This window comes from Neorhizobium galegae bv. orientalis str. HAMBI 540, from assembly GCF_000731315.1.
Taxonomy (GTDB): domain Bacteria; phylum Pseudomonadota; class Alphaproteobacteria; order Rhizobiales; family Rhizobiaceae; genus Neorhizobium; species Neorhizobium galegae.
In genome coordinates this window covers 447,899-472,362 of sequence record NZ_HG938354.1, presented here as the reverse complement: position 1 = coordinate 472,362, position 24,464 = coordinate 447,899, and the positions used below count along the sequence as shown (strand labels likewise).

The window sequence follows — 24,464 nt, the reverse complement described above, 5'->3', positions numbered from 1 at the left end:
TGCTATTCTCCGACCGTTTGCCGCAAAGCCCGGCGCTTGTCCACCGTTACAGCAGGAGGACCACAACATGAAAACGCTCGCATTGACGACTTGCGCACTGCTCTTGCCGCTCGCCGCCTCGGCGCAGCAGCCGCAGACCAACCGTTTCCAGCTTCAGCGCACCGAGACCGGCATCGTCCGGCTGGACACCGATACCGGCGCGATGACGCTCTGCCGCGACGAAAACGGCACGCTCGCCTGCCGCATGCAGCCTGACGAACGGGCTGCCTACGAACAGGAGCTCGATCGGCTGGCAAAACGGGTCACCGCGCTTGAGGAGCGGCTCAGCAACATCCCGCCGGATGCCTTGCCGAAAGCGTTGCCGAGCGACGCGGAAGTCGACCGGTCGCTATCGATCATGGAGAAGTTCATGCGGCGCTTCATGGCGATCGTCGGTGAGTTCGCGACCGAAAAAGAGCCCGATAAACCGCAACCCAACCGTACGTGATTTCCCGCACTTGTTTCGGGTCTGCGAGAGGTTTACAACTTACTAAGATTCATTGGCACGACTATGCTCTTGGGAGGGGGCGTGGAAATGCAGACACTCACGATCATCATCGCAGACGACCACCCGCTGTTTCGCGGCGCGCTCAGCCATTCGGTGCGGGGCATTGCCGAAGAACTCGTGATCATCGAGGCGGGCGATTTCGAGGCGGCGCGACGGGCGGCCGAAAACAATCCCGATGCCGACCTGATGCTGCTCGACCTCGCGATGCCGGGTGTCAGCGGCTTTTCCGGCCTGATGTCGCTCCGCGCCGAATTTTCCGGCCTGCCGATCGTCATCGTCTCGGCCAGCGACGATTGCGCCACCATCCGCAGGGCGCTGGAACTCGGCGCTTCCGGCTTCATCTCGAAATCCTCCGGGCTCGACGATATCCGCGCCGGCATCCAGGCGGTACTGAAAGGCGACATCTGGGTGCCGAAAGGCTACCTCACCGCACCGGACGAAGATCCGGGCCTCACCGAGATCATCGAGCGGCTGAAGACGCTGACGCCGCAGCAGAGCCGCGTGCTTTCCATGCTCGGTGAAGGGCTGCTCAACAAGCAGATCGCCTATGAACTCGGCGTTTCCGAGGCGACCATCAAGGCACATGTGTCGGCAATCCTCCTGAAGCTCAATGTCGACAGCCGCACCCAGGCGGTGATCAAGCTCGGCAAGATCAACATGGCGCTGGTGGCCTGACGAGGGCCGCCGCGGGAACAGGATTTTATTCCTCTCATCCCTTTACGCGAAGCTGCGGTTCCGTTAAAATTCGGGGTGTGCGCGCGAGCCGGCAGCCCGCTGGAACGGAGCGTTCGAGAGTCTGGTCGACAAATGTCTGATCGGTCAAGGGCGAGAGGTTCGCAGAGCGCTGGCTTGTCCGGCTTGTCTCGCGCACCGGTCACGGGTACGGACGACGATGCTGTCACATGATACGATCTGGAGCGCGATCGATACGCTCGCCCAACGCCACCAGCTGACGCCCTCCGGGCTGGCGCGGCGCGCCGGCCTCGATCCTACCTCGTTCAACAAGTCGAAACGACTAGGGCCGGACGGGCGGCTGCGCTGGCCTTCGACGGAATCGATCGCCAAGGTGCTCGAAGCGACGGGTGCCACGATTGACCAGTTCATGAGCTACCTGCCCGCTGGTCCCGGACGCGCCTTGATCCCGGACGGCAATTTCCCGCCGCAGGGCGGCTCCATCCCGCTGCTCGGGTTTGCCCAGGCAGGCGCCGGCGGCTTTTTTGACGATGGCGGATTTCCGGCAGGCCAGGGTTGGGACGTGGTGGAATTTCCGGTCGACCCGTCCCGCAAGGCCGGCGTCTATGCGCTGGAAATCCAGGGCGAATCGATGATGCCGCTTTATCGCGACGGCGACGTGCTGATCGTCGAGCCGGGCGCGCAGGTTCGCCGCGGCGACCGCGTGGTGCTCAAGACCAAGGAAGGCGAGGTGATGGCAAAAGTGCTCGCCCGCCAGAGTGCCCGGACTGTGGACCTGCTCTCGCTCAACCCGGAACATCCGAACCGCAGCTTCGATCTTTCCGACGTGGAATGGATCGCCCGCATCATCTGGGCGAGCCAGTGAGCTTGAGTAGCGGGTAGGAAACTGCTCCTACTCGCAGCCGATCAATAAAGCCCGTTCGGGAAATAACGCAGGTAGATATCCTGCAGGCGGCCGTTGCGCGACAGAACGCTGAGCGCCTGGTCGATGGCGGCTGTCAGGAGCGGATCGTTCTTGCGCAGCATGATCGACAGGCCTTCGCCGAGGAATTTCTCCGAGAGATAGGGACCGTCGAAGAGGGCGCAGCATTTCGCCGAACCTTCGCCGGCGACCCAGAAGGGCAGTCTCAGGCCGTCGGAAAAGACGGCATCCACCTTGCCGATCTTCAAAGACTCCAGCATCGCCTCGTAAGTGTCGAACGGCGTGGCGGTGACCTTCGGGAAAAACGCCTTCAGCATCAACTCGTGGGCGGTGCCCCGGACGACGCCGACCGGCTTGCCGGAAAGCGCTGCGGCCGTATCGCCGTCGATCCTGGCCTTCAGGTTGCGGGCGAAACGGGCTGGCACGCCGAGATAAGGCCGCGAGAAGGCAAACCGCTGGCGCCGCTCCGTCGTCACGGCAATGCCTGCGATGACGGCTTCGCCGGCCCCGCCTTCCAGGGTCTTTTCCAGTTCTTCGAAGGGCAGTGCCTGGATCTGGCATTTCGCCTCGATCTTCAGTTCGGCGCAAATCTCGCGGGCGAGGTCGATATTGAAGCCGGCAAGCCGGCCGGTCTGGTCGGCGAAATTGAACGGCGGGAAATCGACGCTCGTCAGGATCCGCACCCGGATAATCGTGGAAAGATCAGGGCGGGCGAGCCGCTCCTTGGCATCGAACATCAAAGGCAGCGGATTGCTGCCTTCGGCAGCACGGGCCGGGATTGCGGCGGAGACGATCCCGCCGGCTACAAGGCAAAGCTGCAGAAGATTGAAAATCCCCTTGATTTTCGGGGATGCAATCATGGGATGCATCTCTATGATCCAGATCGGGACAGGTTGGGGCGTTCGCTTGCGGGCGGTGTAGCAGAAACATGCGGTTAGGGGAATATCCGCCAGCAGCGCTGCCGGTGCAAGACGATGCGCGGCATAATCCGGCGCTGACTGGAGAACCGGCGCGGCGCGTGCGCGAGACGATTGATGGGCTTTTCGATCGCATTCCCGAGTTCTCGGCCCGCATCGTACTCTCAGGCTCTCAGGGTTTTTATGCCGGGCTTGGACTTGCCGCCCTCGCCTTGTAACTTCCCTTTATCCGCATTTGGGGTTTTACTTCCCGGTGCGGTGGCGGATGGGAGACCGAACCTCCCTTGGGACACCAAGCCCGTGGCAGAGCCTGGGTCTTCATCCGCCGTTCCATCGAACCCCAACAGTCGCCAGGGCCGCTTGTGCAGGCAAAGCCCGCTTAGGCAAGGATGGATAAGATGGATATCGTCGTTGGCATTGACGTTTCGAAGGACCGGCTGGACATTGCGATTGCGCCGTCCGGTAAGGCCTTCTTCGTGGGGAACAGCCATGCCGGTATCGATGACCTGGTCCAGCGGCTGAAGTCGGAGCGTTCTGCGGAGGCAAGCTGCGTGGTGGCCCTGGAGGCAACTGGCGGCTTCGAGATGCTGGCGGCGGCGCGGCTGTCGTCTGCCGGGTTTGCGGTCATCGTGATCAGCCCGGCCCAGGTGCGTGCGTATGCCAACGCGATCGGCCGCCGTGCCAAGACCGATCCGATTGATGCTGAAGTCATTGCGGCCTTCGTGGCTGCGACGCGGCCGGAAATCCGCCCCCTGCGGGATGCCGAAACCCAGGCGCTTTCGGCGCTTGTCGGTCGCCGGCGGCAGATCGTGCAGATGATCGTGGCCGAGGATACTCCAGTTACCGCCGCCAGAAGTTGCGGCGGCCTCCGCCCCGTACCACGGATATAATCAACAGGAGAATGATGGCACCGATTGTGGCGTTGGCGGTCGCTGGAACGATCCCGGATCCCAACGCGATATGCAGTTGAGGAAGTAACCAGCTGCCGATCAGAGCGCCCACAATACCAATAGCCATATCCGCGATAAGGCCGAAACCCGCTCCGCGAACGATCTGGCCTGCCAGCCATCCGGCGACTACCCCTACAAGCAATATGACGAGAAGGCTTTCCGTATTAAGATGCATAATATTCCTCCCAATGCCCAATGCCCAATGCCCCAACGAAGATCGATGACTATTTGGGCCTGCTTGATTACCCCCATCAACTCCCCAGTTGTTCCAACGTTCCGGATACCGGCAGAGGGTTGCGGCTGGTTTTTCCTAGCATACCTATAGGCAACCGCAGCATGAGATGAGGATCAGATGTTCGTACTAAACAAACCTCGGAGTTCCGGTCCCTATCCAGATCGTGATATCGGCTGCCAAGAGGCGCTGGAGCAGCCCTTTCTTGAGCTGGCAAAGGGGTTGACCCCTGACAACGTGGCGGAGACGGCCGGTGGCAATCTTCCTCCGGTGCTGAAAGGCCTCGCACTGCGTGCGGAAAACGTTGGCTGGACCGTTGAGGAAGCGGAAGTTGCGATCAGCGAACTGGCCCAGAACCTGCTGGATGAGATGTCACTCATGTAGATCGGCCGCAATTGGTTCAATATTTGGCGTTGGACTTGTCCGCCGCCACGTGAGCTAGTCGATCGTTGATGTCTTGTCCCCTTCGGCACCAACGTATTCGTCACCTACCGGTTGAGCTTTGCGGCGATGATTGGGACGTGACGACTTCTTTCCATGGAATGACACCACTGTTCTTCTGGTCACCGGCCGTGTGAGGCTGACATGCGCTGCAATTTCCAAACAGAAATCGCAGTTTCGGCGACGCGAAACGTGCGATCTCAACACTTTCGACGGGTCGCGTGCGGCCATTCGGCAGGCGGTGATCAGGACCCATGAACATAATTGCCGCTCGCGCCGCCCCTGCATCCGAAACCCTTGATATGGGCCCCTAGGAGAGTTCTCGATGATAAAATTCGAAGCCGTACAACCACGTTTGGACGGACCGCGGGCCGCAGTTTACGAGTTTGCGAAAAAATATCGATTGGGTGAAGTGGAAGCTGAGCGGCTTTTTCTCAAGCTCGGTGCTTCGGCAACGCAGGTCGCTATGCTCGCAGAAGCCAAGTTTCCTGCTCCGGAATTCGGAGGGCCGACCGACAAGGCCAAAGCACCATGAAACCGACTGCGTTCGATGGACAGGTTGTGAATATTGCCGAGAGTTCACACCCGGCGGAGCTTCTTGGTAGCCGCCTGACGGTCAAATCGGCGGGAGACCCCGCCACTGGCTTGAGACAGCGCATCGCGGCCACGGTAAATGCTGCTCGAGCGCAAAGAGAATCCGAGCTGCAGCAGGCCTCGGATCGCGCGAACGCGGAGCGACGGGAAATACAGCAAAAGGCAAAGAACGCATTACTGATGCTGCTGAGCGACGACATCATAAATTCCATCATCGGTAAACATGCCGGTCTGGGCGAACTTTATGTCGGAACGATCCAAGTGACCAAACGTGGAGTTGAACTCATCAGGAGCGGCGGAGCGGGAGCATCGCATATGATCGGTGACAGGCTCGACCGTTGGCACTTCTGTGGTTGCCGCCCGTTTGGCAAGAAGTTTCTGACCTTCTTTGACGTGTGATCGAGTGCGGTCTTCTGTCAGGCCTTTCGTTGCGGCGCTTGCAAAGGCCGCTGGCCGGTATGGTGATCTGCGGAGCGGGTCCAAATCTTAATCCCGAGCTTGCAGGCTCAAAGTGCCAAACTGGTTTTCCCGTTCCCGATCGGTTCGATCATGCGCCCATTCAGGTCGTCGACTTCTCACACCTCTTTGCCAGTCCTGGTTATCCGCGGCAGTTTCCTTTCACGCCGCCATTGCCAGAGCTGGGTCTCGATATTCTTCCTGCTTCATCAGCATGGCCCATATTGTCCGAGCCATCTTGTTCGCCAGTGCGATTGCCACCAGCATGCGCGGCTTCTTCGCGAGCATCCGCGAAAGCCACGATCCTTGTACTGGCGGTTTGCGACCCGCCCAACTCAGACGCGCCATTGCCCCGATGATCAGGAGCCTGCGGATGTCGGCCTGACCAGCCTTCGAAACCCGGCCAAGCCTTTCTTTTCCACCAGAAGAGAACTGTCGTGGTACTAGGCCGAGCCAAGCGGCAAAGTCCCGACCGCATCGGAAGCTCTGCATCGCCGGCGCGAAAGCTTCGACGGCCAACGCGGTCAACGGCCCCACACCCGGCATGGTCTGAAGCCGGCGCGCGGCTCCGCTTCGCCGAGACAGCTCCGCGAGCTTCCTGGCCTTCTCTTCGATCCGGGCCGTCTTCTCGCCGATCTGAGCCAGAAGGTCGCGGCATTCCTCCTGCACAATCTCGGGCAGGCCGATCTCAGCATTCTCGAGGATCGCCTCAATGCGCTTGATGTGACCAATCCCCTGCGGAATCACCTGCCCATATTCGTAGAGAACGGCGCGCAGAGCGTTCACCAACTCCGTTCGCTGATGAACAATACGCTCACGCGCTCGGAACAGAACCGCCCGCGCTTGCTGATCAGCGGTCTTCGGCTCGACAAAGCGCATTTCAGGCTGACGCGCCGCAATGACGATTGCCTCGGCATCGGTCGCGTCGTTCTTCTGCCGTTTCACGAACGGGCGCACGTACTGCGGCGCGATCAGCTTGACTGCATGGCCCAGCTTCACCAACTCACGCGCCCAGTAATGGGCGCTCCCGCAGGCTTCCATAACAACAAGTGCCGGTGACTGCTCTGACATGAACCGGAGGAACTGCCCGCGAGACAGCTTCTTGCGGTACTTCACATCGCCTGTCATTGACGCCCCGTGAAGCTGGAAAACATTCTTTGCCAGACCCACTCCGATCATCGTATCGTTCATCATCCGCCGACCTCTCTGTTCTGTGGCTTACACCACATCACCTTGGCATATTGCGATGCCGTTGGGGGAGGACGGCAACCACCCCATCTTATTCCATGCTGGAAACGCCGGTGGATGGCATTCCGGCCGGGGTGCTTTCGCTTTTCATCATCGACACCATCAACATCCTCGGCAGTTATCTGATCTTCGTTGGGCTCGGGAGAGGCCCGATGGTCGAGCACGAACGGCGGCTGGTCGGCCGGCGCTGGATCGGCGTGCCGCTCTATTGGATGATGACCTCGGCCGCCGCCTGGCGGGCAGTGATCGACCTGCGGTCAAAGCCCTTCTTCTGGAACAAGACACCACTCCAGCCGACCGGCAAAAGGACCTGATCCACGATGACGCGTCGCATGCCGGAACATTTCCGCTCCCCGGACGTCAGGTAGAAGGCTCTGACAATGGAGGAGACCCATGCATACCTATTACCGTTATCACGGCGGCGCCCCAGCGCCCGGCGCTCTCATCATCAAGTTCTATCACTCCGGCGACCAGATCCGCGGCTTCATTCGCAAGATCGCCGAGCCCTCCGAAGACGACGCGATTTTTCCGGGCGAGGAAATGGAGCCCGAAGCCGCCTTCCGAATGGCTGAAAACAAGAACCGCGGACCCGACAAGCCGCCGATCTTCGTCGAGCTTTCCGAAGGCGTGCAGTGGGACCCGGCCTGGGGCAGATTGATGTGAAGTCAGCAGGGATGACAGACCGAAAATTTACGCGCAGGAAACGGCCGCGCTATTCACATTAAGTTCCGACCGCCGCGCGGGCATCTCGTGAACGCACCCGCGTCAGTTATTGCGGCACTCGAAGCTTGCCGCGTTGTCGGCATTCCCCTCTCCCTTGTATTGCGCGTGCAACGGGTAGGGGCATAGCGGTCGCGTCCGGTTCGGAAAAGCCTTGCCCGACGCTTCGACGCTTCGTGGAGCTTCATCTTTTTCCACCCAGTCGATCAGCTTGGTCAACATGTCGAACTGGTCGAGACCGGCTGGTCCGCCACTGCAATGGCTCATGCCCGGAACGAGATAGAGCTTGGCCCAGTCCTCCACCCGCTTACCTGTCTTGGTCGCGGCGCTCATCCGGTTGAAGAAACCGACCGTATCGTTGGAGGAAAACCACGGATCGCTAACCCCATGGAAGAAAATGATCTTGCTTCCTCTGGTTGCGAAGGAACTGAGATCCGTCCATTGGTCGGCGTTGATCAACCGTTGCTGCGGATCGCCGATATCGGCTTTCTCGACGGCATCGTCCACATCGAAACTCATGGCGTTGTTCTTGAACTGCCGATTGCGCTTGTCATCGAACCGCATGAGCCCAGGAATGGGATCTGTCGTGCTCATGACGCCCGTATCGTAGGGAAACGCCACATAGGCCGGCCGGCCCGATGCATCAAGCGTCGGCGAAAACGTCTCGGCCACGATGTCCGCCTGCTGCTTCGTGAGACAACCGTCGGCCTTACCGGCAGGGCAGACAAGGCTCGCCGGATCGAACTTGCATGCGCCCGGATTTGCGATCATTCCGTCCTCGAGGCCGTCAAGGCCGTCGCAGGACTTCAGTATTCCCTTGAGGACCAGATCGCGGTCACCATCCGAAAAGGCTTTCGAGCGGTCCGGCGCGCTATCGGCACTGGCCGGAGAAATCTTATTCATCGCCACGTTCTTGGCGGCGAGCGACATGTTCGAACGGCTTGTGCGCATGGCAGGAGCCCCGGCGATGATGCCGTCGAACAACGTGGGAAAGCGTTGCGCCGAGGCCATCGCCTCGCGACCGCCGGTCGAGCATCCCGCAAAATAGGAGCGATCGGCGCTCTTGCCGTAATAGGCGGCGACCAAGGCCTTGCCAAGGGCCGTGACCTTCTCGACCGACCAGCCGGCGAAATTCAGCGTGGCAATCTGGTCCGCCCTGAAGGAGGTGTCCCATGCCTCGCCCTTGTGGCCGCTGTCATGAGAAATGACGGCGAAACCGCGGGAAAGAGCATTTTTCCCTCCGGAGGCCACGTCCCCCACCGCCGGCCGCACGACGCCATTCAGGCCCCCGCCGCCCTGCACCAGAAACCTTCCGCTCCAATTGTCCGGCAGGGCGATCGAAAACCCGATGGCATAAGGCTTGCCGTCCGCGCCGGTGCGGTGCTCGAACGACCCGCTGACGAGACAATGTGCGGGTCCCTTGTCCTTGACGTGATCGGCACTCGCAACCTTCATGTCGAAAGTGGCCAGTTGAAGGTTCTTCGCCGCCGAGCATTGCGCTTCGGGCGAAGAATCCGCGGCGACGGCCGGCGTCAGGCCGGGCATGAGGGCAACAAAAGCTGTGGCTATAAGCAGCTTGACCATATCCGATCGTCCTCCTCCATGACGCAGCCTCCTCAAGCCGCGCAACGATCGCACCAGATTTCAGGCTCCCTGTCAATCAAGGCTGCACGATGTGCCTGACCGAATTGATTACCGTCCGTCGATCGATTCCAATTGGGTCGGCGGGATAGACTTGATCGGCCACCTGATCGCGGTTCTCACATCCTTCATTGCTGCAACCCGACGCGTCGTCTCGACGAAATCGAGCACGATCTTCGATTTTTCCTCCGCATGCCAGGCGACGAGCAATTCGACTTCGGCGGGGATGTCGTCGAGCCGCCTGTAGACGAGGTATGGGCTTGGATTGTGGGCGAGCCAGGACGGCGCAATCGCGATCCCGACGCCCGCCGCCACCAGCGTGCCGATCGCCAAAGTATGCGAGACCTCCTGCACGATGACCGGATAGACGCCGGCGCGGCGCAGCGCGCCCATGATCGCATGATAGTAGCTCGCTCCGACAGTCGGGGCATAGGTGATGACGGGTTCGCCGGCGAAATCCTTGACCGTCAGGTTTTCCTTCTGCGCCAGCCGGTGGTCCTTCGGCAGCACCGCCACGAAACCTTCCTGCAGGATATGCTCGGTCTTCAGAAAGCCTGCCGGATTGGTCGGGCGGATGAAGGCCACCTGAACCTTGTTGTTCTGGAGCAGTTCGAGCTGCTGTGCCGTGCCGAGCACCTGCACGTCGACGGTCATCGCCGGATAGCGCTTTCGAAAGTCCGAAATTACCGGCGGCAGGACATGCGATAACGCCACATGCACGCCGCTGACGGAAATCGTTCCGCTATCGTCACCGGAAATGGAACGGGTATGCGTGACCGCCCTGTCGATCCCGCCTAGGATTTCCTGGGCGTGGCGCAGGAAGATTTCGCCTGCCGGCGTCAGCTTTACGCGCCGCGTCGTGCGGCGGAAGAGCTTGGTGCCGAGGCGATCTTCGAGCTGCCGGATCTGTTGGCTGAGCGGCGCCTGCGCCATGCCGAGCTTGTCGGCGGCGCGGCTGAAATGCAGCTCTTCGGCGACGCAGGCGAAATAGTGGAGGTGACGAAATTCGATGCCGTATTTCATATCCAAAACATATCAATGCTCGCTCGATTTTGTAATAGATAATAATCTATTCCCGTGATTAGTTTTCAAAAAAAAGACGATAAAGTTGGAACAGCTGGAGCTTCGGCTCCCGGAACGGAGCGTGATGACGCGTTTCTGGGTATTGAAAATTCTGCGCACCGTGCTGACGCTTTGGTTCGTGGTGACTTTCGCATTCGTGGTCCTGAGAACCTCCGGGGATCCGGTCGTGGCACTTGTCGGCGCCGATGCCACGCCTGAGGAGGTGGAGCAGTTCCGTCAGCTCTGGCGTCTCGACGATCCGCTCTGGATCCAGTATTTCCGCTACGTCATCCAGATGGCGACCGGCCAGTTCGGCATTTCCTATCGCGACGGCCGCGAAGTCATCGACATCATCATCGAGCGCGTTCCCTGGACGCTGATCCTCGGCCTTTTCTCCTATATCGGCGCCATCCTGATCGGCGTGCCGGCCGGCATCGTCGCCGCCATCAAGCGCGGCTCGACCTTCGACAATCTGATCATGGCGACCGCCGTGTTCGGTTTCGCCCTGCCGAACTTCTTCCTCGGCATCCTGATGATCCTGCTCTTTTCGCTGAGCCTGCAATGGCTACCGAGTTCCGGCACCGGCACCGTCTGGCATCTGATCATGCCCGCCATCACGCTTGCGACCTTCACGGCCGGCACGCTCGCGCGGTTCACGCGCTCGGCCATGCTGGAAGTGCTGGACAAGCTCTATATCCGCGCCGCAGCCGCGAAAGGCGTCGGTTACTGGAAACGGATCATCTTCCACGCGCTGCCGAATGCCAGCATCCCGCTCGTCACCATTATCGGTCTCAATATCGGCGAACTGATCGGCGGTGCCATCGTCGTCGAAACGGTGTTTGCCTGGCCGGGCGTCGGGCGCCTGCTGGTGACCGCCGTCTCCTCGCGCGACCTTGCCGTCGTTCAAGGGTTGGTGCTGATCATGGCGGTGACGATGGTTCTCGCAAACCTCGTCGTCGACCTGCTCTACGGCCTCCTCGACCCGCGCATCCGCGTGCAGAATTGAAGGCCGGCAAATGAAGCGCGTGTCCCCCATTCTCGTTCTCGCCATCGTCATCCTGGCGGCTGCCGTGTTCGTCGCGATCGTCGGCAATGTCTTCACGTCGCACGGCATGTCGCAGCAGAACCTGCTCGCCCGCCTGAAGCCTCCGGCCTTCATGACCGGCAGCAATCCGAGCTTCCCGCTCGGCACCGACCGCATCGGCCGCGACATGGTGGCAAGGGTGATCGCCGGCCTGCAGATGTCGCTTTCGGTGGCGATCGCCGGCACGATCATCGGCGCCGTCTTCGGCTCCGCGATCGGCTTCATCGCTGCGCATTTCCGCGGCTGGGTCGAGGAAGGACTGATGATGCTGGTCGACTTCCAGGCATCGCTGCCCTTCATCCTCATCACGCTGACGCTGCTTGCCTTCTTCGGCAACAGCATGACGCTGTTCATCATCCTGATGGGCCTGTTCGGATGGGAAAAATATGCCCGCCTCTCCCGCGGCGTGGTTCTGTCGGCGATCAACCAGCCCTACGCCAAGGCCATCGTCGCGCTCGGGGCCGGCAACGGCCGGCTCTACCTCAAACATGTGCTGCCGAACGTGGCGAGCGCCCTGATCGTCCAGGTGACGCTGACGTTTCCGCAGATCATCCTGCTGGAAACCTCGCTCAGCTTCCTGGGTCTCGGCATCCAGGCGCCCCAGACCAGCCTCGGCCAGATCCTCGGCGACGGCCGGGATTATCTTTCGACCGCCTGGTGGATTTCGGTCTGGCCCGGCTTGGTCATTTTTCTCGTCACTCTTTCGATGAGCATCGTCGGCGACTGGCTGCGTGACCGCCTCGATCCGATGCTGCGTGCCCGAACAACCTGAAAATGCCGCTCGAACATAAATGAACAAGGGAAGGTGGAACGATGTTTACAAGACGTGAAGTGGGAAGTCTCATTCTCGGAGCGGGGGCCCTGTCGATGGTGGGCAACCTTCCGAAAGCAAATGCGGCGGACAGGCCGTCGCTCAATATCGCGGTCGACAATCTCTGGGCCAATATGGCGACGATCAACGGTATCTCGACGACGTCGCGCCGTATCTTCCCGAATTTCTACGACAACCTCGTCGACCGCGACTACATCAAGGACGAAAACGGCCTGATCTTCGCGCCGAAGCTCGCCACCAAATGGGAGCAGAACGGCAACGTCTGGAAGTTCACCCTGCGCGAAGGCGTCAAGTTCCACGACGGCACGGAGATGACGGCGGAAGACGCGGTCTTCACGCTGTCGCCGGAACGCCTCTGGGGCGCAAAGCCGTTCGAACCGCGCGGCAAGACTTTTACCGCCGGCTTCAAACGTGTCGAAGCGACCGGCAAATATACGTTCGAGATCGAGACCGAGCGGCCGGACCCGAACATCCCGAGCAAGCTCACCGGTTATATCGGCTTCGTCGTGCCGAAGAAATACTACATGGAAGTCGGCGTCGACGCCTTCGGCCAGAAACCGATCGGCACCGGTCCGTACAAGGTGACGACCTTCCGTTCCGGCGAAATCATGGTTCTCGAAGCTTTCGACGACTATTGGGACGGCCCGCCACCGGTCAAGCAGATCTCCTGGAAGATCGTTCCGGAATTCGCCGCCCGCATGGCAGGCCTGGTCTCCAAGGAATTCGACTTCATCGTCAACATTCCGACCGATCAGGAAGCGGCGCTCGAAAAATACCAGGGCGTGACGCTGAAGCGCGTTCTGGCCGACAACTACCCGGCTCTCGCCTTCAACACCCGTCCGGACCCGGTTGACAATCCGCTGGTCGATCCGAACCTGCGCTACGCCATGGTCCAGGCGATCGACATGAACGCGATCGTCCAGGCGCTCTTTAACGGCACCACGGAACATCCGGCAGTGCCCTTCAACTTCACGGAATACGGCAAATTCTATGATCCGAAGGCGCCGGTGAAGCTTCCCTACGATGTCGCAGCCGCCAAGGCGCTCGTCGCCAAGACCAAATACAAGGGTGAGAAGCTCCTCTGGCACATCACCCGCCAGTATTATCCGAACTACGAGGCGGCAGCCGAAATCATGGTCGAGCAATGGCGCGAGGTCGGCATCAATGTCGAGGCGCAGATCCTCGACAATTTCGAACTCGTCTACCGCCGCCCCTACCACCTGATGAACATGTCGATGAGCTCGGATTTCATCCCCGGCGATCCCTATCAGCCGCTGTGGCTCGATTGGGGCCCGACCGCATCGCGCTCCACCGCCACCTGGAAGACCTGGGATCCGACGCCGGAATATCTGGCCGCCGGCAAGAAGTTCGACGAGGCGATCGAGTTCGAGGACCGCAGACGAGCCTATCTGGAACTTTCGGACGCCTGGCAGAAGGTGACGCCCGGCTACTACATGTGGAAGAGCGTCTACAACTGCGCCCACCGCGCCGGCATCCAGTTCAAGTTCAAGCCGAACGGCGAGATGCGCATCTACGGCGATTACTTCAAGTTCGTATGATGAGCATCAAACGCAAGCATGCGCTGAAGGACATGACGTTCGCGGAGTTCCGCGAACGTCTTTCCGAAAAACCCGTCATCCTGCTGCCCTTCGGAAGCCAGGAGGAACAGGGACCCCATGCCCCGATGGGCGATTTCATGCTGACCGAAGCGGTGGCGGGACAAGTAGCGAAAGCCTCCGACGCAATCGTCGCGCCGATCATCCCGTTTGGTTATGCCGATTTCTTCAAGACCATTCCCGGCGGCATCCAGTTCCGGGCCTCGACCTTCTCGGCCGTGGTCGAGGACACCGTGACCGCCTTCCTCGATCACGGCATCGAGCATATCCTGATCCTGAACGGCCATACCAGCAATGCGCCGCTCTTCGACCAGACGCTTCGCCGCATCCGCGCTGAGCGCGGCGTCTCGGTCGCCTTCATCAATCTCTGGCAGGCGATCCCGGATACCCTCTGGAGGGAGCTGCATGGTCCCTCAGTCGCAGCGGCCCGCGGCCATGGCGGCGATCCGCTGACCTCGATCTACCTGCATCTCTTCCCAGAACTGATGCGCATGGACCTCGCCCGCCCCTCGGTGCGCGAAAAGGCCTTCGGCCTGCCAACCGGCGGCGTCAATAACGTCCAGTTCGAGGGCATGCCGGTGCATGTGCCGCTCAATTGCGATGAAGTGAATGCCGACGGCATGCTCGGCGGCGATCCGCTGCTCGCCAGTGCCGAAAAGGGCGCAAAGATGGTCGAACATCTCGTTGGCTTCTGCGCCCGTTTCGTCGAACACCTGCGCCGCTGCGACATGCGCTCGGTGACAGCCTTTTCACCGCAGACGGAAAAGGCGGCATCATGAGCAACGAGCGGCTTTCTATCGAACATCTGAGCGTGCCGCTGCCGCGGGGAGCCGATCGCGCCTTCGCGGTCGAGGACCTGTCGCTCTCGGTCAGCAAGGGCGAAATCCTCTGCATCGTCGGCGAATCCGGCTCCGGCAAGTCGCTGACCGCACTCGCCACCATGGGGCTCCTGCCCCGCAACCTCGGCAAGCCTGCAGGCAAGGTGATGTTCGAGGGCAAGGACCTGCTGACCCTCGACGAGGCGACCCGCCGGGACATTACCGGCCGACGCATCGCGATGATCTTCCAGGAGCCGACGGCGGCACTCAACCCGATCTTCCGGGTCGGCGAACAGGTGTCGGAGACGTTCCGCATCCACACGTCGCTGAGCGGGGCCGAGATCCGCAAGAAGGTGATCGATCTCTTCCGCGAGGTGCAGCTTCCCAATCCCGAGCAGATCTACCATTCCTATCCGCACCAGCTTTCCGGCGGCCAGTGCCAGCGGGTGATGATCGCCACCGCTCTTGCCCTCGATCCTTCGGTGCTGATCGCCGACGAACCGACCACCGCGCTCGATGTCACCACCCAGGCACAGATCCTCAAGCTGATGCTGGAGCTTCGCGCCAAACACGATACCGGCATCATCTTCATCACCCATGATTTCGGCGTCGTCGCCGAGATCGCCGACCGCGTCGCCGTCATGCAGACGGGCAAGCTGGTCGAGATCGGCACACGCGACGAGATCCTCAACCACCCCAGGCAAGATTATACCCGTCGCCTGCTCGCCGCCGTGCCGACGCTGACGCCGCGAAAAGAACGCGAGGGCCTCGGCAATCCGGTGCTGATCGCCAGGAACATCGTCAAGACCTTCACCCGCTCCGGCCTCTTTGGCGGCGGCCGCACCGTGAAGGCGGTGGACGACGTCAATATCACCATCCGTCGCGGCGAAACGCTGGGCTTGGTCGGCGAATCCGGCTCCGGCAAGTCGACGCTGGCGCAATGCGTCATCCGCCTCGTGCAGCCGGAAAGCGGCGACATCCTGATTTCCGGCGGCGATTTTGCCGGCCTCCACGGCAAGGCGCTGCGCGCGGCACGCCGCAAGGTTCAGATCGTCTTCCAGGATCCGTACACTGCGCTCGATCCGCGCCAGAAGGTCGGCGATTCCATCGCCGAAGGTCCGGTCATCCACGGCCTCGACCGCAAGGCGGCGATGGCCCGCGCCCTCGACCTGCTCGAAGCCTGCGGCCTCGACCGCGCTTCGGCGACCCGTTTCCCGCACGAATTCTCCGGCGGCCAGAGGCAGCGCATCTGCATCGCCCGCGCACTCGCGGTCGAACCGGAATTGCTGATCGCCGACGAGAGCGTCTCCGCCCTCGACGTCTCGGTGCAGGCGCAGGTGTTGAAACTGCTCGCCGACATGCAGGAGAGGCTCGGGTTCGGCATCCTGTTCATCACCCACGACCTGCGCGTTGCGAGCCAGATCTGCGACAACATCGCGGTGATGCGCAACGGACGGATCGTCGAACGGGGCGATCCGGCCTCGCTGTTCGGTGCGCCGAAGGAAACCTACACCAAGGAACTGCTCGCCGCTGTGCCCGGCAAGGGCTGGCAGCACCATGCCAGTGAAAACGAAGCCGGGACAGTCAAATCCCGGGAGGAAACCCCATGAAGAAATATCACATCGGCAGCGTGCCGAAACAGGTCGACCCGGAACTGATCGCCAGGTTCGAGAGCGTCGAGGTGGCGACCATCGGCCATTTTCGCCACCGCGGTTTCGTGCATCATTCGATTTCCCCCGTTGTCGAGCCGGGCAGGACGCTGGTCGGCACGGCGGTGACGGTGGCAATCCCGGCAACCGACTCCACCCTTCTCCACCACGCGATCGGTTTTATCCGCCCCGGTGATTTCCTGTTCGTCGACCGGCTCGGTGACGACCGGCATGCCTGCATCGGCGGCGGCGTCGCCTTCGCGATCAAGACCGCCGGCGCCATCGGCGTTGTGCTCGACGGTCCGTGCACAGATGTCGAGGAAATTCTTGAACTCGATCTGCCGTTCTGGTCACGAGGCGTCTCCGGTATCACCACACGGCTCAACGATCTCGGCGGCTCGCTCAACCTGCCGATCTCCTGCGGCAACGTTCCGGTCCTGCCGGGCGATATCGTGGTTGCCGATGCAAGCGGTGTCGTAGTGATCCCGGTCGATGAAGCTGAAGAGGTCGTCGAGGAGGCGATCGCGCGTCAGGCACGGGCGGGCCGCAACAAGGACAAGATCGCAGCCGGCGAAAAGCTCGGCGATCTCTCCGGTGCCAGCCGCCTGGTTGCCGCTGCGCTGGAGCCGAAATGATGGAAAATCCGCAATACAACCATCTCCGCGTCGAGCGCGGCATCTATCGCAAGATCGCCGGCGTCAGCGAACGCGGCGTCGTTACCTCCCAGCACTACGCGGCGGCCGAGGCTGGGGCGGCGATCCTGTCAGCGGGCGGCAATGCCGTCGACGCTGCCGTGACTGCCGCCTTCACCTTGCAGACCGTCGAACCCTGGATGACCAGCCTCACCGCCTGCGGCTACATGCTGATCGCCCAGCCGGACGGAAAGGTCGAGGTCGTCGAATTCACAGGGCGCGTACCTTCCACTTTCGACGAGGAATTCTATAAGCCCGATCCGAGCATCAAGACCTTCATCGGCCACCCCGCTTCGATCGACAACCGCAACGTCCGCGGATTTACCGCGGCCGTCGTGCCCGGATGCGTGCGAGGCTTTGCGGAAGCGCTGAAGCGCTACGGCACGATCGGCTTCGATCGGGCGCTGACGCCCGCGATCGAGCGTGCCCGCAAGGGCATGTATGTCGATTGGCACACAACGCTGGCGATCGCGATCGCCGAGGGCGAACTTGGAATGGACCCGGGCGCCCGTTCGATCTTCCTGCCGAGCGGTCATGCGCCGGAGCCCGGCTCCACCCTTCCGCTCGACCAACTCGCCAAGACGCTGGAGCAGTTGGCGAATGAAGGCCCGGATTCGCTCTATGGCGGCGCGATCGGCGAAAAGCTGATCGCCGACCTCAATGCCGGCGGCAGTTCGATCACCCTGGAGGACTTGGCCAACTACGCCCCCCTCCTCTATCCGTCCCGGACCATGCCATTGCAGGGCAAAACCGTGCATGTGGCGGGGGAAACCAGCGCCGGCCAGCGGCTCTTCGACGCGCTCGATCACTTCGACAGGAAGCGCGGAAAAGGCCCGGTCGACGCTGGTTTCTTTACCGCCATGGCGGAAGCCCTCTGGGAAAGTTTCGGCGCTCACCGCAAACGCCTCAATCCGGCCGAGACGACCAACAAGACCAGCACCACGCAGGTCAATGCGGTGGATTCCGAAGGTCGTATGGTGGCGATCACCTTCACGCTGCTTAACCGTTTTGGCGCCCGCGCCCTGTCCCCCTCGACCGGAATCCTGCTCAACAACGGCATGTCCTGGTTCGACCCGACGCCCGGCCGCGCCAATTCGCTGACGCCGAATGCCTATGCGCCGAGCAACATGTGCCCGGTGGCGATCACAGACGAGAACGGCGCTTTCGCAGCTTTCGGTGCGGCCGGCGGCAACCAGATCGTGCCGTCGCTTGCCCAGCTCACCGGCATGATCCTGCATGCCGGCCTGGACATCGAGGAGGCGATGAACATGCCGCGCATGACGACCGGCCCGCATAACGACATCATCGTCAATGTCGACATGCCGGCCGAGCAGATCGAGGCACTCGCAAAGATCGCCAAGGTGAAGCCCGCGGCAGCCGTCGTCTATCCCCGGCCCTTCGCCGCTCCCGGCATGGTGGGAAGGCGCGGCAATGCCTTCATCGGCATGCCCGATATCACCTATCCGGCCGCATACGCCGCCACAGCTTGAACGAGACCAAGATGACAGAGCTGACTTTTGCCCCCGTCGAGATCGACGGCGTTCTCAAGATCATTCCGCCGACGGCGCCGGCCGTCCCGCTGGTGTTCGACTCGCCGCATAGCGGCCTGACGTTGCCGGATTTCGAACGAACGGTTTCAGACGAACTGGTGCGCGTCGCCTCCGACACCTATGTGGACGACCTTTTCGGCTTTGCGCCGTCGATCGGCGCGCCGCTGCTGATCGCCCATTTTCCGCGCAGTTTCCTTGATCTCAACCGGTCGCTGAAGGATGTCGACCTGCAAATGGTCGAAGGTGAATGGCCTCACCCGACCCGCGACAGCGCCTCGGCCCGCCGCGGCATGGGGCTCACCTGGCGTTACGCCTGGGGCGATACGCCGATGTACGGCCGCAAGTTCACGGTGAAGGAGCTGGAAGAGCGCATCGACACCTATTGGCGGCCCTACCACCGCGAAATGGTACGGCTGCTGGACGAGACCCATGCGGCCTTCGGCAAGGTCTATCACGTCAACTGCCACTCGATGCCGGCGATCGGCCATGTGCTCTCGCCCGATCCCGCCGGCACGGTCCGCAAGGATATCGTGGTCGGCGATTACGAGGGCGTGTCGAGCGAACCGGATTTCGTGAGACTGGTCGTCGAGACGCTGCAGGGGCTTGGTTATTCGGTATCGCTCAACGTGCCCTTCAAGGGTGCCGAACTGGTCTCGGCCTATTCTGCGCCGGCCAGGAACCGACACAGCATCCAGATCGAGCTCAATCGAAGACTGTACATGAATGAGGAAACCCGAGAGAAGAGCGAGGGTTATGACGAGGTGAAGGCCAATCTCGCCAAGCTTGGCGCGGTCATGCGCGACTACGTCATCCGCGGAACTTGAGAAGTATCGTGCGGGGTCGGGAAGATCAGATCCGACACGCCCCTCAACGACCGGATCAAGTCGGCCCGGTTTTTAAGCCGACATGCGCAAGCGAGGCCGCAGGGCCGTTCAGGGCATCGCACGCCGCCGTCCAGGCGCTCGGATCGATTGCCAGGGCGGTCCGCAGCCAAGCGAGGGTCATGCGCCTGGTGGTTTCCAGCGTTTCGGGCATTTCTGCCTCAGTTTCGCGTGCGTCCAGTCCAGCGATCCCGCCAAGCCCATGCCCCGCCCCATGCAATGTCAACAGCGCTTCTGCGCCGGGACCATCGTAAAAGGCATCGGCGTGCCATTCGGGGCCGCGTGCGGTGAAATGCGGATCATCGGCATCACCGCAGACGACAAGGCTGCGTGCCGCCAACCTTGAGAAATCGACATCGAAGAAGGGAAATCGGCGCGCGTTTTCCTCGGTCATGTCCTTGCCGCCGCGCCCCGGAGCAGCCAGCAGGATGCCCGCTGAAATACGCGGATCAGAAAAGCTCTCGCCATCCAGTGTCGCCCCCAGGAGGAGGCCGACCGTATGACCTCCGAAGGAGTGACCTGCCGCCGCGATCCGAGCGTGGTCCAGCCGCCCCGCAATGGCCGGGGCCTGACGCTCCACCTCGTCCATGCGGTCGAGAATAGTCGTCATTTCGCCTGCGCGCTCACGCCAGAAGAAAGGGGCACCCGGGGCGTCGGCAGGCAGGCCTCCAACGCGGGAGCTCGCATGCGTCGGCTGGATCACCGCCAGGCCGCGTTCCGCCCAGAACTGGGCAAGCGGAGCATAACCGTCTTTCGACGGGATGTAGTTGGAAGGCCCGAAACCGTGCGACAGCAGCACGACGGGCAGGTTGTCGCCGGCCGCCGGCGCGGTGAGACGCAGTTCCAGCGGCTGGCGGCCATCCATCGGTAGGCGGATGGGGGTGTAGGCCACAGTGAGGCTGGCGTCGGGCGCAGGAATGTGGCGGGCGAGATCGATCAGGTTATTCATGGTTTGGAATGTCCTTGGCCGAGAATCCGAATGTCCTTATGGCGACTGGGATGGTCCACCTCAGCCGGCAGAGAGACCCGCTTCGCGGAACCAGGTCTGCGCATCGGCGCCGGCGGCAATCCGCATCGGCGCGTCAGGTTCCGTCACCGCACGCCAGACAGCCTGCGCCACATCTCCTGGCGTCGTCACCTCGCTCCCGGAGCGCAACTCCTGGAGATAGTCGTGAACAAATGCGCTGTAAGGCTCGGGAATATCCATTCCCATGCGCGCCACGGCATTTTTCCCGAACCCTGTCGTCGGTGCCGAGCCGGGCAACACGAGCCGCGCACGCACACCGAACAATGCGGCCTCCAATGCCAGGCTTTCGGTAAAGGCGTTCAAAGCCGCCTTGCTGGCGCTGTAGACGGAAAGCGCCGGCAGCGGCTTGATGGTGACGCTGGAACTGACATTGACGATGACGCCCGAGCCGCGCGCGCGAAGCTGCGGCAGGATGGCCTTCGTCATGGCGATCGCGCCGAAGACGTTCGTCTCGAACAGCTCGCGGATTTTCCCCATGTCGGCGCCCTCCAGGACGTTCAGCATGCCGACCCCGGCGTTGTTGACCAGAGCGTTGATGGCGCCTGCCGCCTCCACGGCCTTCGCGATGCTATCCGCATCCGTGACATCCAGGGGAAGGATGTTAAGCCGGTCGTGGCTCGGCAGCAGGTCTTCGCGCGGTCTCCGCATGGTCGCGACGACCTCCCATCCCCCGGCAAGAAAGGTCTCCGCGATGGCGAGACCAAAACCGGAGGAGCATCCTGTGATGAGTATCTTAGACATCTGTTCTTGTTTCCCGATGATGTGTGCCCTGAAGAGATGGACCAATCGACGTGGACTTTCTATATTCAATGATCCGACATTGATTAGTGAAAGTCCGAATTATGTCCGATCCTCTCGCTGAAGTGGTTTCCCTGCTGAAGCCAAGCCCGTCGATATCAAAGCTGGTGACCGGAGGCGGTCGCTGGATTGTCGAACGTACCGAGCTCGGAAGCCCCTTCTATTGCGCCGTGGTCGAAGGCCGTTGCCGCCTGAGCGTCGCCGATCGCCAACCGATCCTGCTCACCGCGGGCGATTTCGTCCTGGTGCCGGATATCCACTCGTTCACGATGAGCAGCATGGACCCGCCATCTCACGCTGCGCCCCCGCAGCGTCTCGAGACAAGTCCGGGCGTATTCCGACTGGGGGATCCCGAAGCTCCGGTCGAGGTCAGGGCCATGGTGGGGCATTGTGCTTTCGTCGCTCGCGAGCGAACTCTGCTCGTCTCGCTGCTACCGGAGGTAATCCATGTGCACGGCGAGGATCGGCTGACCACGCTGGTCGGGTTGATTCACGACGAAACACGCAGCGGCCGCGTCGCGCGCGACATGGTGCTCGGCCGGCTGCTTGAAGTGCTGCTGATCGAAGCTCTTCGCTCGTTCGGCGGTGAAACGGCTCCGCCGGGCTTGTTGCGCGGACTTGCCGATCCGCAACTGGCAGGGGCGCTGCGTCGTGTTCACGACGATCCGGGCGGCAATATAACGGTCGCGGCCCTGGCGCGGGATGCAGCCATGTCGCGATCCACCTTTTTTGACCGGTTCCGATGCGAGGTCGGCGTAGCACCGATGGAATATGCAACGACCTGGCGCATGGCGCTGGCAAAGAAACTTCTTCGTCGTGATGTTGCGTTGGCCGACATTGCCCGACGCGTCGGCTACGGCTCGGCAAGCGCGTTCAGCGTGGCATTCAGCCGGCATGTCGGCACATCGCCCGGAGCCTATTCACGATACGCTCCGGATGAATGAAGGCGGCGGCAACTGGCGTTGAACGCGCGCTCCGGGAACCTGCTTCCAGCCACCGCCGCTTTAACGCGGCTGGGTGACAATTGCCTCCCTAGAAGAGTGATGGTGGAACAACCTGTCGAAGGACAGGTGCGGTAATCCGCATGCTCGCACGCGACGTCGATGGCGCGAGCTGCAGGCAGAGTCCGAGGCGCAGGCCATGCATGGAGGTCTTCAGCCGGATCGGCGGCGTTCGCAGCAGCCCCTTCCAGGCTTCGCCGGGATAGGGGGCAAGGGTCCCCTCCCCGAGATCGAAGGGCGCGAGTGCCCGGGCAGTCAGCCCTTCCGGCGCCTGGTCTTGAAGCTCCAGCGAAATTTCGCGCCAGCCATCACGCGCGTCGACGTCCACCAGGCAGCTTGCCTGAACCCAGGCGCCGGCCGGTAGTGGATTGCGGTAGTCGCGATCGAGAATATCGATGGAGGCCTGGCCTTCGGAAAGCGAAACTTGCCAACCGTCCTGGCCGTCCGCCGATCCCGCCAATCGGTCGACCACCACATCGGATCCGGAAACGCTGATCTCGTCGCGACGCGATCCGATGCCGCCGAGAGAAGGGTTGGGCAGAAGATTGCCCAGTGGATTATTGACCGGATCGAACCTGTCGTCCGGTGCCGAGCGTCGGGCGCTTGGCGGGGAGAGGAAACCCGCCAGATAGGCGGCCAGCGCCTTGCCGACAGCGTAACCGCCGGGCACCGAGAAATGCGTTCCGTCATCGGAAAACCCGGCCTGCGGAACCCCGTCGGCCGAACTCCAGTCGACCCACGGCTCGTTCCAGTCGAAGACATGACACCCTGCCCGTTGCGCCGCAAAGGCCAGGCTCTTCTGGTTGATCCAATGCGCCTTTGCCCGTTCCGGACCACCTGCTGCCCATTTCTGCGTGCCGCGGGCGAGGATGGGCAGAAGGATGACCAGCTTGCCGGCGCAAAGCAACCGGTCGACGATCATCTCGCGGGTCGCCTGGATCACTTCCTTGGTTTCGACCATCATGTCGTTCGTGCCGGCATCGACGATGATGAGGTCGAAGTCGAGCTTGAGCACGTCGTCCAGCCGAAGGGCGATGTCGCGGGCCTTCTGGCCCGAAACGCCCGCGTTCAATCCGCCGAAACCGCGGGTGACGCCGATCCTGCCGCTCGGTTCCCAGCCCGGATGCACGAGAGGGTCGTGAAACACGCCGATGTCGAGCCGTCCCGCCAAAAGCACCTCTGCCCAGGTGGCCCAGCCGCGTGCCGACGACCAGATATGTCGTTCGCCGGCATGGTGGTTCTGCTGGACGAGCGATGTTCCGAGCAACGCGATGCGGCGGCCGTTGATCGGGCCATTGATCGGGAATGTGGGCGTCATGTCTGCCGGTCTCACGAGAACAGGGTGCCGCCATTGACGTCGTAGCAGGCGCCGGTAATGAAGGCTGCATCATCCGACATCAGAAAGGCGACGAGGCTTGCGACCTCTTGCGAACTGCCTTCGCGTTTCAGAGGTGTTGCGGCAGCGACGCGCTCGCGCACTTCGGGCTTGGTGAACGTATCGTGGAAGGTGGTGGAGATCATGCCGGGGCAAACCGAATTGACACGGATCTTTGGACCGAGTTCCTTTGCGAGTGCCCGCGTATAGGTCATCACCGCGCCTTTGGAGGTCGCATAGGCCAGCGCGCCGGGGCCGCCGCCGTCGCGCCCTGCCTGCGAGGCAAAGGTCACGATCGCGCCGCGGCTTCCCATCGCGGCTGTAGCCGCCTTCGTGGCGTTGAACAGCGAGGTGAGATTGATGTCGATGACCTCCTGGAAGAAGGCTTGATCCATGTCTGCCAATGTCTTGCGCGCGACGATGCCGCCGGCGACGTGGACCAGCCCGTCGAGCCTGCCGAAATCCGACACTGCCTTGTCGACGGCAGCCTGCGCATCCGCAGCCTTGGTCATGTCCGCCTTGATGGCGACGGCCTTGCCGCCTGCGGCAGAAATGGCCGCGATGCTGGCTTGCGCCCCGGCGGCCGAGCCGAAATAGGTCACCACCACCCGGGCGCCCTCCTCGGCCAGCCGTTCGGCACAGGCCCTGCCGATGTCGCGTCCGCCGCCGGTCACCAGGATGACCTTGTCTTTCAATCCGTTCATGGAAAATTCCTTGT

At 61.9% G+C, this 24,464-nt stretch carries 27 protein-coding genes and 1 pseudogene; 19 read left to right on the top strand and 9 right to left on the bottom strand.

All coding sequences use genetic code 11. From position 1 onward, the window contains the following. Positions 1–67 precede the first annotated feature (67 nt). The 3 genes from RG540_RS24810 (at position 68) to RG540_RS24800 (ending at position 2,105) form a co-directional block, all read left to right on the top strand. Positions 68–487, top strand: a complete 420-nt coding sequence (locus RG540_RS24810; protein ID WP_041364511.1) for a hypothetical protein — start codon at positions 68–70, stop codon at positions 485–487. An 87-nt stretch (positions 488–574) separates the two neighbouring features. Further along, entirely contained in the window at positions 575–1,222 is a 648-nt protein-coding gene (locus tag RG540_RS24805; RefSeq protein ID WP_041364510.1) for a response regulator, read from the top strand. Positions 1,223–1,439: 217 nt separating this feature from the next. Beyond that, a complete protein-coding gene (locus tag RG540_RS24800; RefSeq protein WP_041364507.1) occupies positions 1,440–2,105 on the top strand; it encodes a S24 family peptidase in 666 nt (221 codons plus the stop codon). Between the two features lie 41 nt (positions 2,106–2,146). Here RG540_RS24800 and RG540_RS24795 read toward each other — a convergent pair whose 3' ends face one another. Beyond that, positions 2,147–3,031 carry a transporter substrate-binding domain-containing protein gene (locus RG540_RS24795; protein ID WP_041364503.1) on the bottom strand — a complete coding sequence of 295 codons (885 nt, stop codon included), beginning with the start codon at positions 3,029–3,031 and terminating at the stop codon, positions 2,147–2,149. A 59-nt stretch (positions 3,032–3,090) separates the two neighbouring features. Here RG540_RS24795 and RG540_RS24790 point away from each other — a divergent pair, with 59 nt between their 5' ends. Together RG540_RS24790 and RG540_RS24785 are read left to right on the top strand one after the other, a co-directional pair. Continuing rightward, entirely contained in the window at positions 3,091–3,297 is a 207-nt protein-coding gene (locus RG540_RS24790) for a hypothetical protein (RefSeq protein WP_041364501.1), read from the top strand. A 180-nt stretch (positions 3,298–3,477) separates the two neighbouring features. Then, a pseudogene (locus RG540_RS24785) lies at positions 3,478–3,966 on the top strand (IS110 family transposase); the annotation flags it as partial. Here the strand turns inward: RG540_RS24785 and RG540_RS24780 are convergent. Continuing rightward, on the bottom strand, positions 3,920–4,204 hold the full coding sequence (locus RG540_RS24780) for a GlsB/YeaQ/YmgE family stress response membrane protein (RefSeq protein ID WP_041364499.1): 285 nt from the start codon (positions 4,202–4,204) through the stop codon (positions 3,920–3,922). The pseudogene RG540_RS24785 and the gene RG540_RS24780 overlap by 47 nt on opposite strands. A 177-nt stretch (positions 4,205–4,381) precedes the next feature. Here RG540_RS24780 and RG540_RS24775 point away from each other — a divergent pair, with 177 nt between their 5' ends. The 3 genes from RG540_RS24775 to RG540_RS24765 all read left to right on the top strand — a co-directional run bounded on the left by RG540_RS24775 (position 4,382) and on the right by RG540_RS24765 (position 5,695). Further along, the gene (locus RG540_RS24775; protein ID WP_041364496.1) at positions 4,382–4,645 is read left to right on the top strand and encodes a hypothetical protein; all 264 of its coding nucleotides are present in this window, start codon (positions 4,382–4,384) and stop codon (positions 4,643–4,645) included. Between the two features lie 382 nt (positions 4,646–5,027). Beyond that, positions 5,028–5,237 (top strand): hypothetical protein, encoded by a 210-nt coding sequence (locus RG540_RS24770; RefSeq protein WP_041364493.1) that lies wholly within the window; start codon positions 5,028–5,030, stop codon positions 5,235–5,237. Beyond that, positions 5,234–5,695, top strand: coding sequence for a hypothetical protein (locus tag RG540_RS24765; RefSeq protein ID WP_041364491.1), 462 nt, complete (start codon positions 5,234–5,236; stop codon positions 5,693–5,695). The genes RG540_RS24770 and RG540_RS24765 overlap by 4 nt, the downstream gene beginning before the upstream one ends. 219 nt (positions 5,696–5,914) lie before the next feature. Here the strand turns inward: RG540_RS24765 and RG540_RS24760 are convergent, their stop codons facing one another. Beyond that, a complete protein-coding gene (locus RG540_RS24760; protein ID WP_167551696.1) occupies positions 5,915–6,946 on the bottom strand; it encodes an IS110 family RNA-guided transposase in 1,032 nt (343 codons plus the stop codon). Between the two features lie 107 nt (positions 6,947–7,053). On the opposite strand from RG540_RS24760, the gene RG540_RS24755 reads away from it, so the two are divergent. Together RG540_RS24755 and RG540_RS24750 are read left to right on the top strand one after the other, a co-directional pair. Beyond that, complete coding sequence (locus RG540_RS24755; RefSeq protein WP_174479304.1) at positions 7,054–7,314, top strand: hypothetical protein; 261 nt, start codon at positions 7,054–7,056, stop codon at positions 7,312–7,314. Positions 7,315–7,393: 79 nt separating this feature from the next. After that, entirely contained in the window at positions 7,394–7,663 is a 270-nt protein-coding gene (locus RG540_RS24750; RefSeq protein WP_040124451.1) for a hypothetical protein, read from the top strand. Positions 7,664–7,765: 102 nt separating this feature from the next. Here RG540_RS24750 and RG540_RS24745 read toward each other — a convergent pair whose 3' ends face one another. Next, positions 7,766–9,304: a tannase/feruloyl esterase family alpha/beta hydrolase gene (locus RG540_RS24745; RefSeq protein ID WP_051909737.1), complete on the bottom strand. Its 1,539-nt coding sequence runs from the start codon at positions 9,302–9,304 to the stop codon at positions 7,766–7,768. Positions 9,305–9,412: 108 nt separating this feature from the next. Next, a complete protein-coding gene (locus RG540_RS24740; protein WP_244446758.1) occupies positions 9,413–10,384 on the bottom strand; it encodes a LysR family transcriptional regulator in 972 nt (323 codons plus the stop codon). 124 nt (positions 10,385–10,508) lie between these two features. Here RG540_RS24740 and RG540_RS24735 point away from each other — a divergent pair, with 124 nt between their 5' ends. Genes RG540_RS24735 through RG540_RS24700 form a run of 8 tightly spaced genes read left to right on the top strand, consistent with a single transcriptional unit; the run spans position 10,509 to position 19,488 of the window. Then, on the top strand, positions 10,509–11,429 hold the full coding sequence (locus RG540_RS24735; protein ID WP_041366289.1) for an ABC transporter permease: 921 nt from the start codon (positions 10,509–10,511) through the stop codon (positions 11,427–11,429). 10 nt (positions 11,430–11,439) lie between these two features. Then, positions 11,440–12,279, top strand: a complete 840-nt coding sequence (locus RG540_RS24730; RefSeq protein WP_041364487.1) for an ABC transporter permease — start codon at positions 11,440–11,442, stop codon at positions 12,277–12,279. Positions 12,280–12,320: 41 nt separating this feature from the next. Beyond that, positions 12,321–13,898 carry an ABC transporter substrate-binding protein gene (locus RG540_RS24725; RefSeq protein ID WP_041364484.1) on the top strand — a complete coding sequence of 526 codons (1,578 nt, stop codon included), beginning with the start codon at positions 12,321–12,323 and terminating at the stop codon, positions 13,896–13,898. Next, the gene (locus tag RG540_RS24720; protein WP_041364481.1) at positions 13,895–14,734 is read left to right on the top strand and encodes a creatininase family protein; all 840 of its coding nucleotides are present in this window, start codon (positions 13,895–13,897) and stop codon (positions 14,732–14,734) included. The genes RG540_RS24725 and RG540_RS24720 overlap by 4 nt, the downstream gene beginning before the upstream one ends. Continuing rightward, positions 14,731–16,383: an ABC transporter ATP-binding protein gene (locus tag RG540_RS24715; RefSeq protein WP_041364479.1), complete on the top strand. Its 1,653-nt coding sequence runs from the start codon at positions 14,731–14,733 to the stop codon at positions 16,381–16,383. Before RG540_RS24720 ends, RG540_RS24715 begins: the two co-directional genes overlap by 4 nt. Further along, positions 16,380–17,057, top strand: a complete 678-nt coding sequence (locus tag RG540_RS24710; protein ID WP_041364477.1) for an RraA family protein — start codon at positions 16,380–16,382, stop codon at positions 17,055–17,057. The genes RG540_RS24715 and RG540_RS24710 overlap by 4 nt, the downstream gene beginning before the upstream one ends. Beyond that, complete coding sequence (locus RG540_RS24705; RefSeq protein WP_244446757.1) at positions 17,054–18,604, top strand: gamma-glutamyltransferase; 1,551 nt, start codon at positions 17,054–17,056, stop codon at positions 18,602–18,604. The genes RG540_RS24710 and RG540_RS24705 overlap by 4 nt, the downstream gene beginning before the upstream one ends. 11 nt (positions 18,605–18,615) lie before the next feature. Next, a complete protein-coding gene (locus RG540_RS24700; RefSeq protein WP_041364472.1) occupies positions 18,616–19,488 on the top strand; it encodes an N-formylglutamate amidohydrolase in 873 nt (290 codons plus the stop codon). 55 nt (positions 19,489–19,543) lie between these two features. Here the strand turns inward: RG540_RS24700 and RG540_RS24695 are convergent, their stop codons facing one another. Both RG540_RS24695 and RG540_RS24690 read right to left on the bottom strand, forming a co-directional pair. Next, positions 19,544–20,494, bottom strand: a complete 951-nt coding sequence (locus RG540_RS24695; protein ID WP_041364470.1) for an alpha/beta hydrolase family protein — start codon at positions 20,492–20,494, stop codon at positions 19,544–19,546. Positions 20,495–20,554: 60 nt separating this feature from the next. Beyond that, positions 20,555–21,313, bottom strand: coding sequence for an SDR family oxidoreductase (locus tag RG540_RS24690; protein WP_041364467.1), 759 nt, complete (start codon positions 21,311–21,313; stop codon positions 20,555–20,557). Positions 21,314–21,414: 101 nt separating this feature from the next. On the opposite strand from RG540_RS24690, the gene RG540_RS24685 reads away from it, so the two are divergent. After that, complete coding sequence (locus tag RG540_RS24685; protein WP_041364464.1) at positions 21,415–22,314, top strand: AraC family transcriptional regulator; 900 nt, start codon at positions 21,415–21,417, stop codon at positions 22,312–22,314. 88 nt (positions 22,315–22,402) lie between these two features. Here the strand turns inward: RG540_RS24685 and RG540_RS24680 are convergent, their stop codons facing one another. Both RG540_RS24680 and RG540_RS24675 read right to left on the bottom strand, forming a co-directional pair. Beyond that, positions 22,403–23,689, bottom strand: a complete 1,287-nt coding sequence (locus tag RG540_RS24680; RefSeq protein WP_051909735.1) for an SGNH/GDSL hydrolase family protein — start codon at positions 23,687–23,689, stop codon at positions 22,403–22,405. An 11-nt stretch (positions 23,690–23,700) separates the two neighbouring features. Continuing rightward, positions 23,701–24,450, bottom strand: a complete 750-nt coding sequence (locus tag RG540_RS24675) for an SDR family NAD(P)-dependent oxidoreductase (protein ID WP_041364461.1) — start codon at positions 24,448–24,450, stop codon at positions 23,701–23,703. Positions 24,451–24,464: the final 14 nt, after the last annotated feature.

Coding starts and splice junctions, on each gene's coding strand:
- RG540_RS24710 (WP_041364477.1), top strand. CDS start 16,380: ATGAAGAAATATCACATCGGCAGCGTGCCGAAACAGGTCGACCCGGAA.
- RG540_RS24805 (WP_041364510.1), top strand. CDS start 575: ATGCAGACACTCACGATCATCATCGCAGACGACCACCCGCTGTTTCGC.
- RG540_RS24735 (WP_041366289.1), top strand. CDS start 10,509: ATGACGCGTTTCTGGGTATTGAAAATTCTGCGCACCGTGCTGACGCTT.
- RG540_RS24675 (WP_041364461.1), bottom strand. CDS start 24,450: ATGAACGGATTGAAAGACAAGGTCATCCTGGTGACCGGCGGCGGACGC.
- RG540_RS24765 (WP_041364491.1), top strand. CDS start 5,234: ATGAAACCGACTGCGTTCGATGGACAGGTTGTGAATATTGCCGAGAGT.
- RG540_RS24770 (WP_041364493.1), top strand. CDS start 5,028: ATGATAAAATTCGAAGCCGTACAACCACGTTTGGACGGACCGCGGGCC.
- RG540_RS24795 (WP_041364503.1), bottom strand. CDS start 3,031: ATGCATCCCATGATTGCATCCCCGAAAATCAAGGGGATTTTCAATCTT.
- RG540_RS24725 (WP_041364484.1), top strand. CDS start 12,321: ATGTTTACAAGACGTGAAGTGGGAAGTCTCATTCTCGGAGCGGGGGCC.
- RG540_RS24715 (WP_041364479.1), top strand. CDS start 14,731: ATGAGCAACGAGCGGCTTTCTATCGAACATCTGAGCGTGCCGCTGCCG.
- RG540_RS24800 (WP_041364507.1), top strand. CDS start 1,440: ATGCTGTCACATGATACGATCTGGAGCGCGATCGATACGCTCGCCCAA.
- RG540_RS24690 (WP_041364467.1), bottom strand. CDS start 21,313: ATGTCTAAGATACTCATCACAGGATGCTCCTCCGGTTTTGGTCTCGCC.
- RG540_RS24780 (WP_041364499.1), bottom strand. CDS start 4,204: ATGCATCTTAATACGGAAAGCCTTCTCGTCATATTGCTTGTAGGGGTA.
- RG540_RS24775 (WP_041364496.1), top strand. CDS start 4,382: ATGTTCGTACTAAACAAACCTCGGAGTTCCGGTCCCTATCCAGATCGT.
- RG540_RS24810 (WP_041364511.1), top strand. CDS start 68: ATGAAAACGCTCGCATTGACGACTTGCGCACTGCTCTTGCCGCTCGCC.
- RG540_RS24740 (WP_244446758.1), bottom strand. CDS start 10,384: ATGAAATACGGCATCGAATTTCGTCACCTCCACTATTTCGCCTGCGTC.
- RG540_RS24750 (WP_040124451.1), top strand. CDS start 7,394: ATGCATACCTATTACCGTTATCACGGCGGCGCCCCAGCGCCCGGCGCT.
- RG540_RS24705 (WP_244446757.1), top strand. CDS start 17,054: ATGATGGAAAATCCGCAATACAACCATCTCCGCGTCGAGCGCGGCATC.
- RG540_RS24700 (WP_041364472.1), top strand. CDS start 18,616: ATGACAGAGCTGACTTTTGCCCCCGTCGAGATCGACGGCGTTCTCAAG.
- RG540_RS24730 (WP_041364487.1), top strand. CDS start 11,440: ATGAAGCGCGTGTCCCCCATTCTCGTTCTCGCCATCGTCATCCTGGCG.
- RG540_RS24685 (WP_041364464.1), top strand. CDS start 21,415: ATGTCCGATCCTCTCGCTGAAGTGGTTTCCCTGCTGAAGCCAAGCCCG.
- RG540_RS24720 (WP_041364481.1), top strand. CDS start 13,895: ATGATGAGCATCAAACGCAAGCATGCGCTGAAGGACATGACGTTCGCG.
- RG540_RS24790 (WP_041364501.1), top strand. CDS start 3,091: ATGCGGTTAGGGGAATATCCGCCAGCAGCGCTGCCGGTGCAAGACGAT.
- RG540_RS24695 (WP_041364470.1), bottom strand. CDS start 20,494: ATGAATAACCTGATCGATCTCGCCCGCCACATTCCTGCGCCCGACGCC.
- RG540_RS24680 (WP_051909735.1), bottom strand. CDS start 23,689: ATGACGCCCACATTCCCGATCAATGGCCCGATCAACGGCCGCCGCATC.
- RG540_RS24745 (WP_051909737.1), bottom strand. CDS start 9,304: ATGGTCAAGCTGCTTATAGCCACAGCTTTTGTTGCCCTCATGCCCGGC.
- RG540_RS24760 (WP_167551696.1), bottom strand. CDS start 6,946: ATGATGAACGATACGATGATCGGAGTGGGTCTGGCAAAGAATGTTTTC.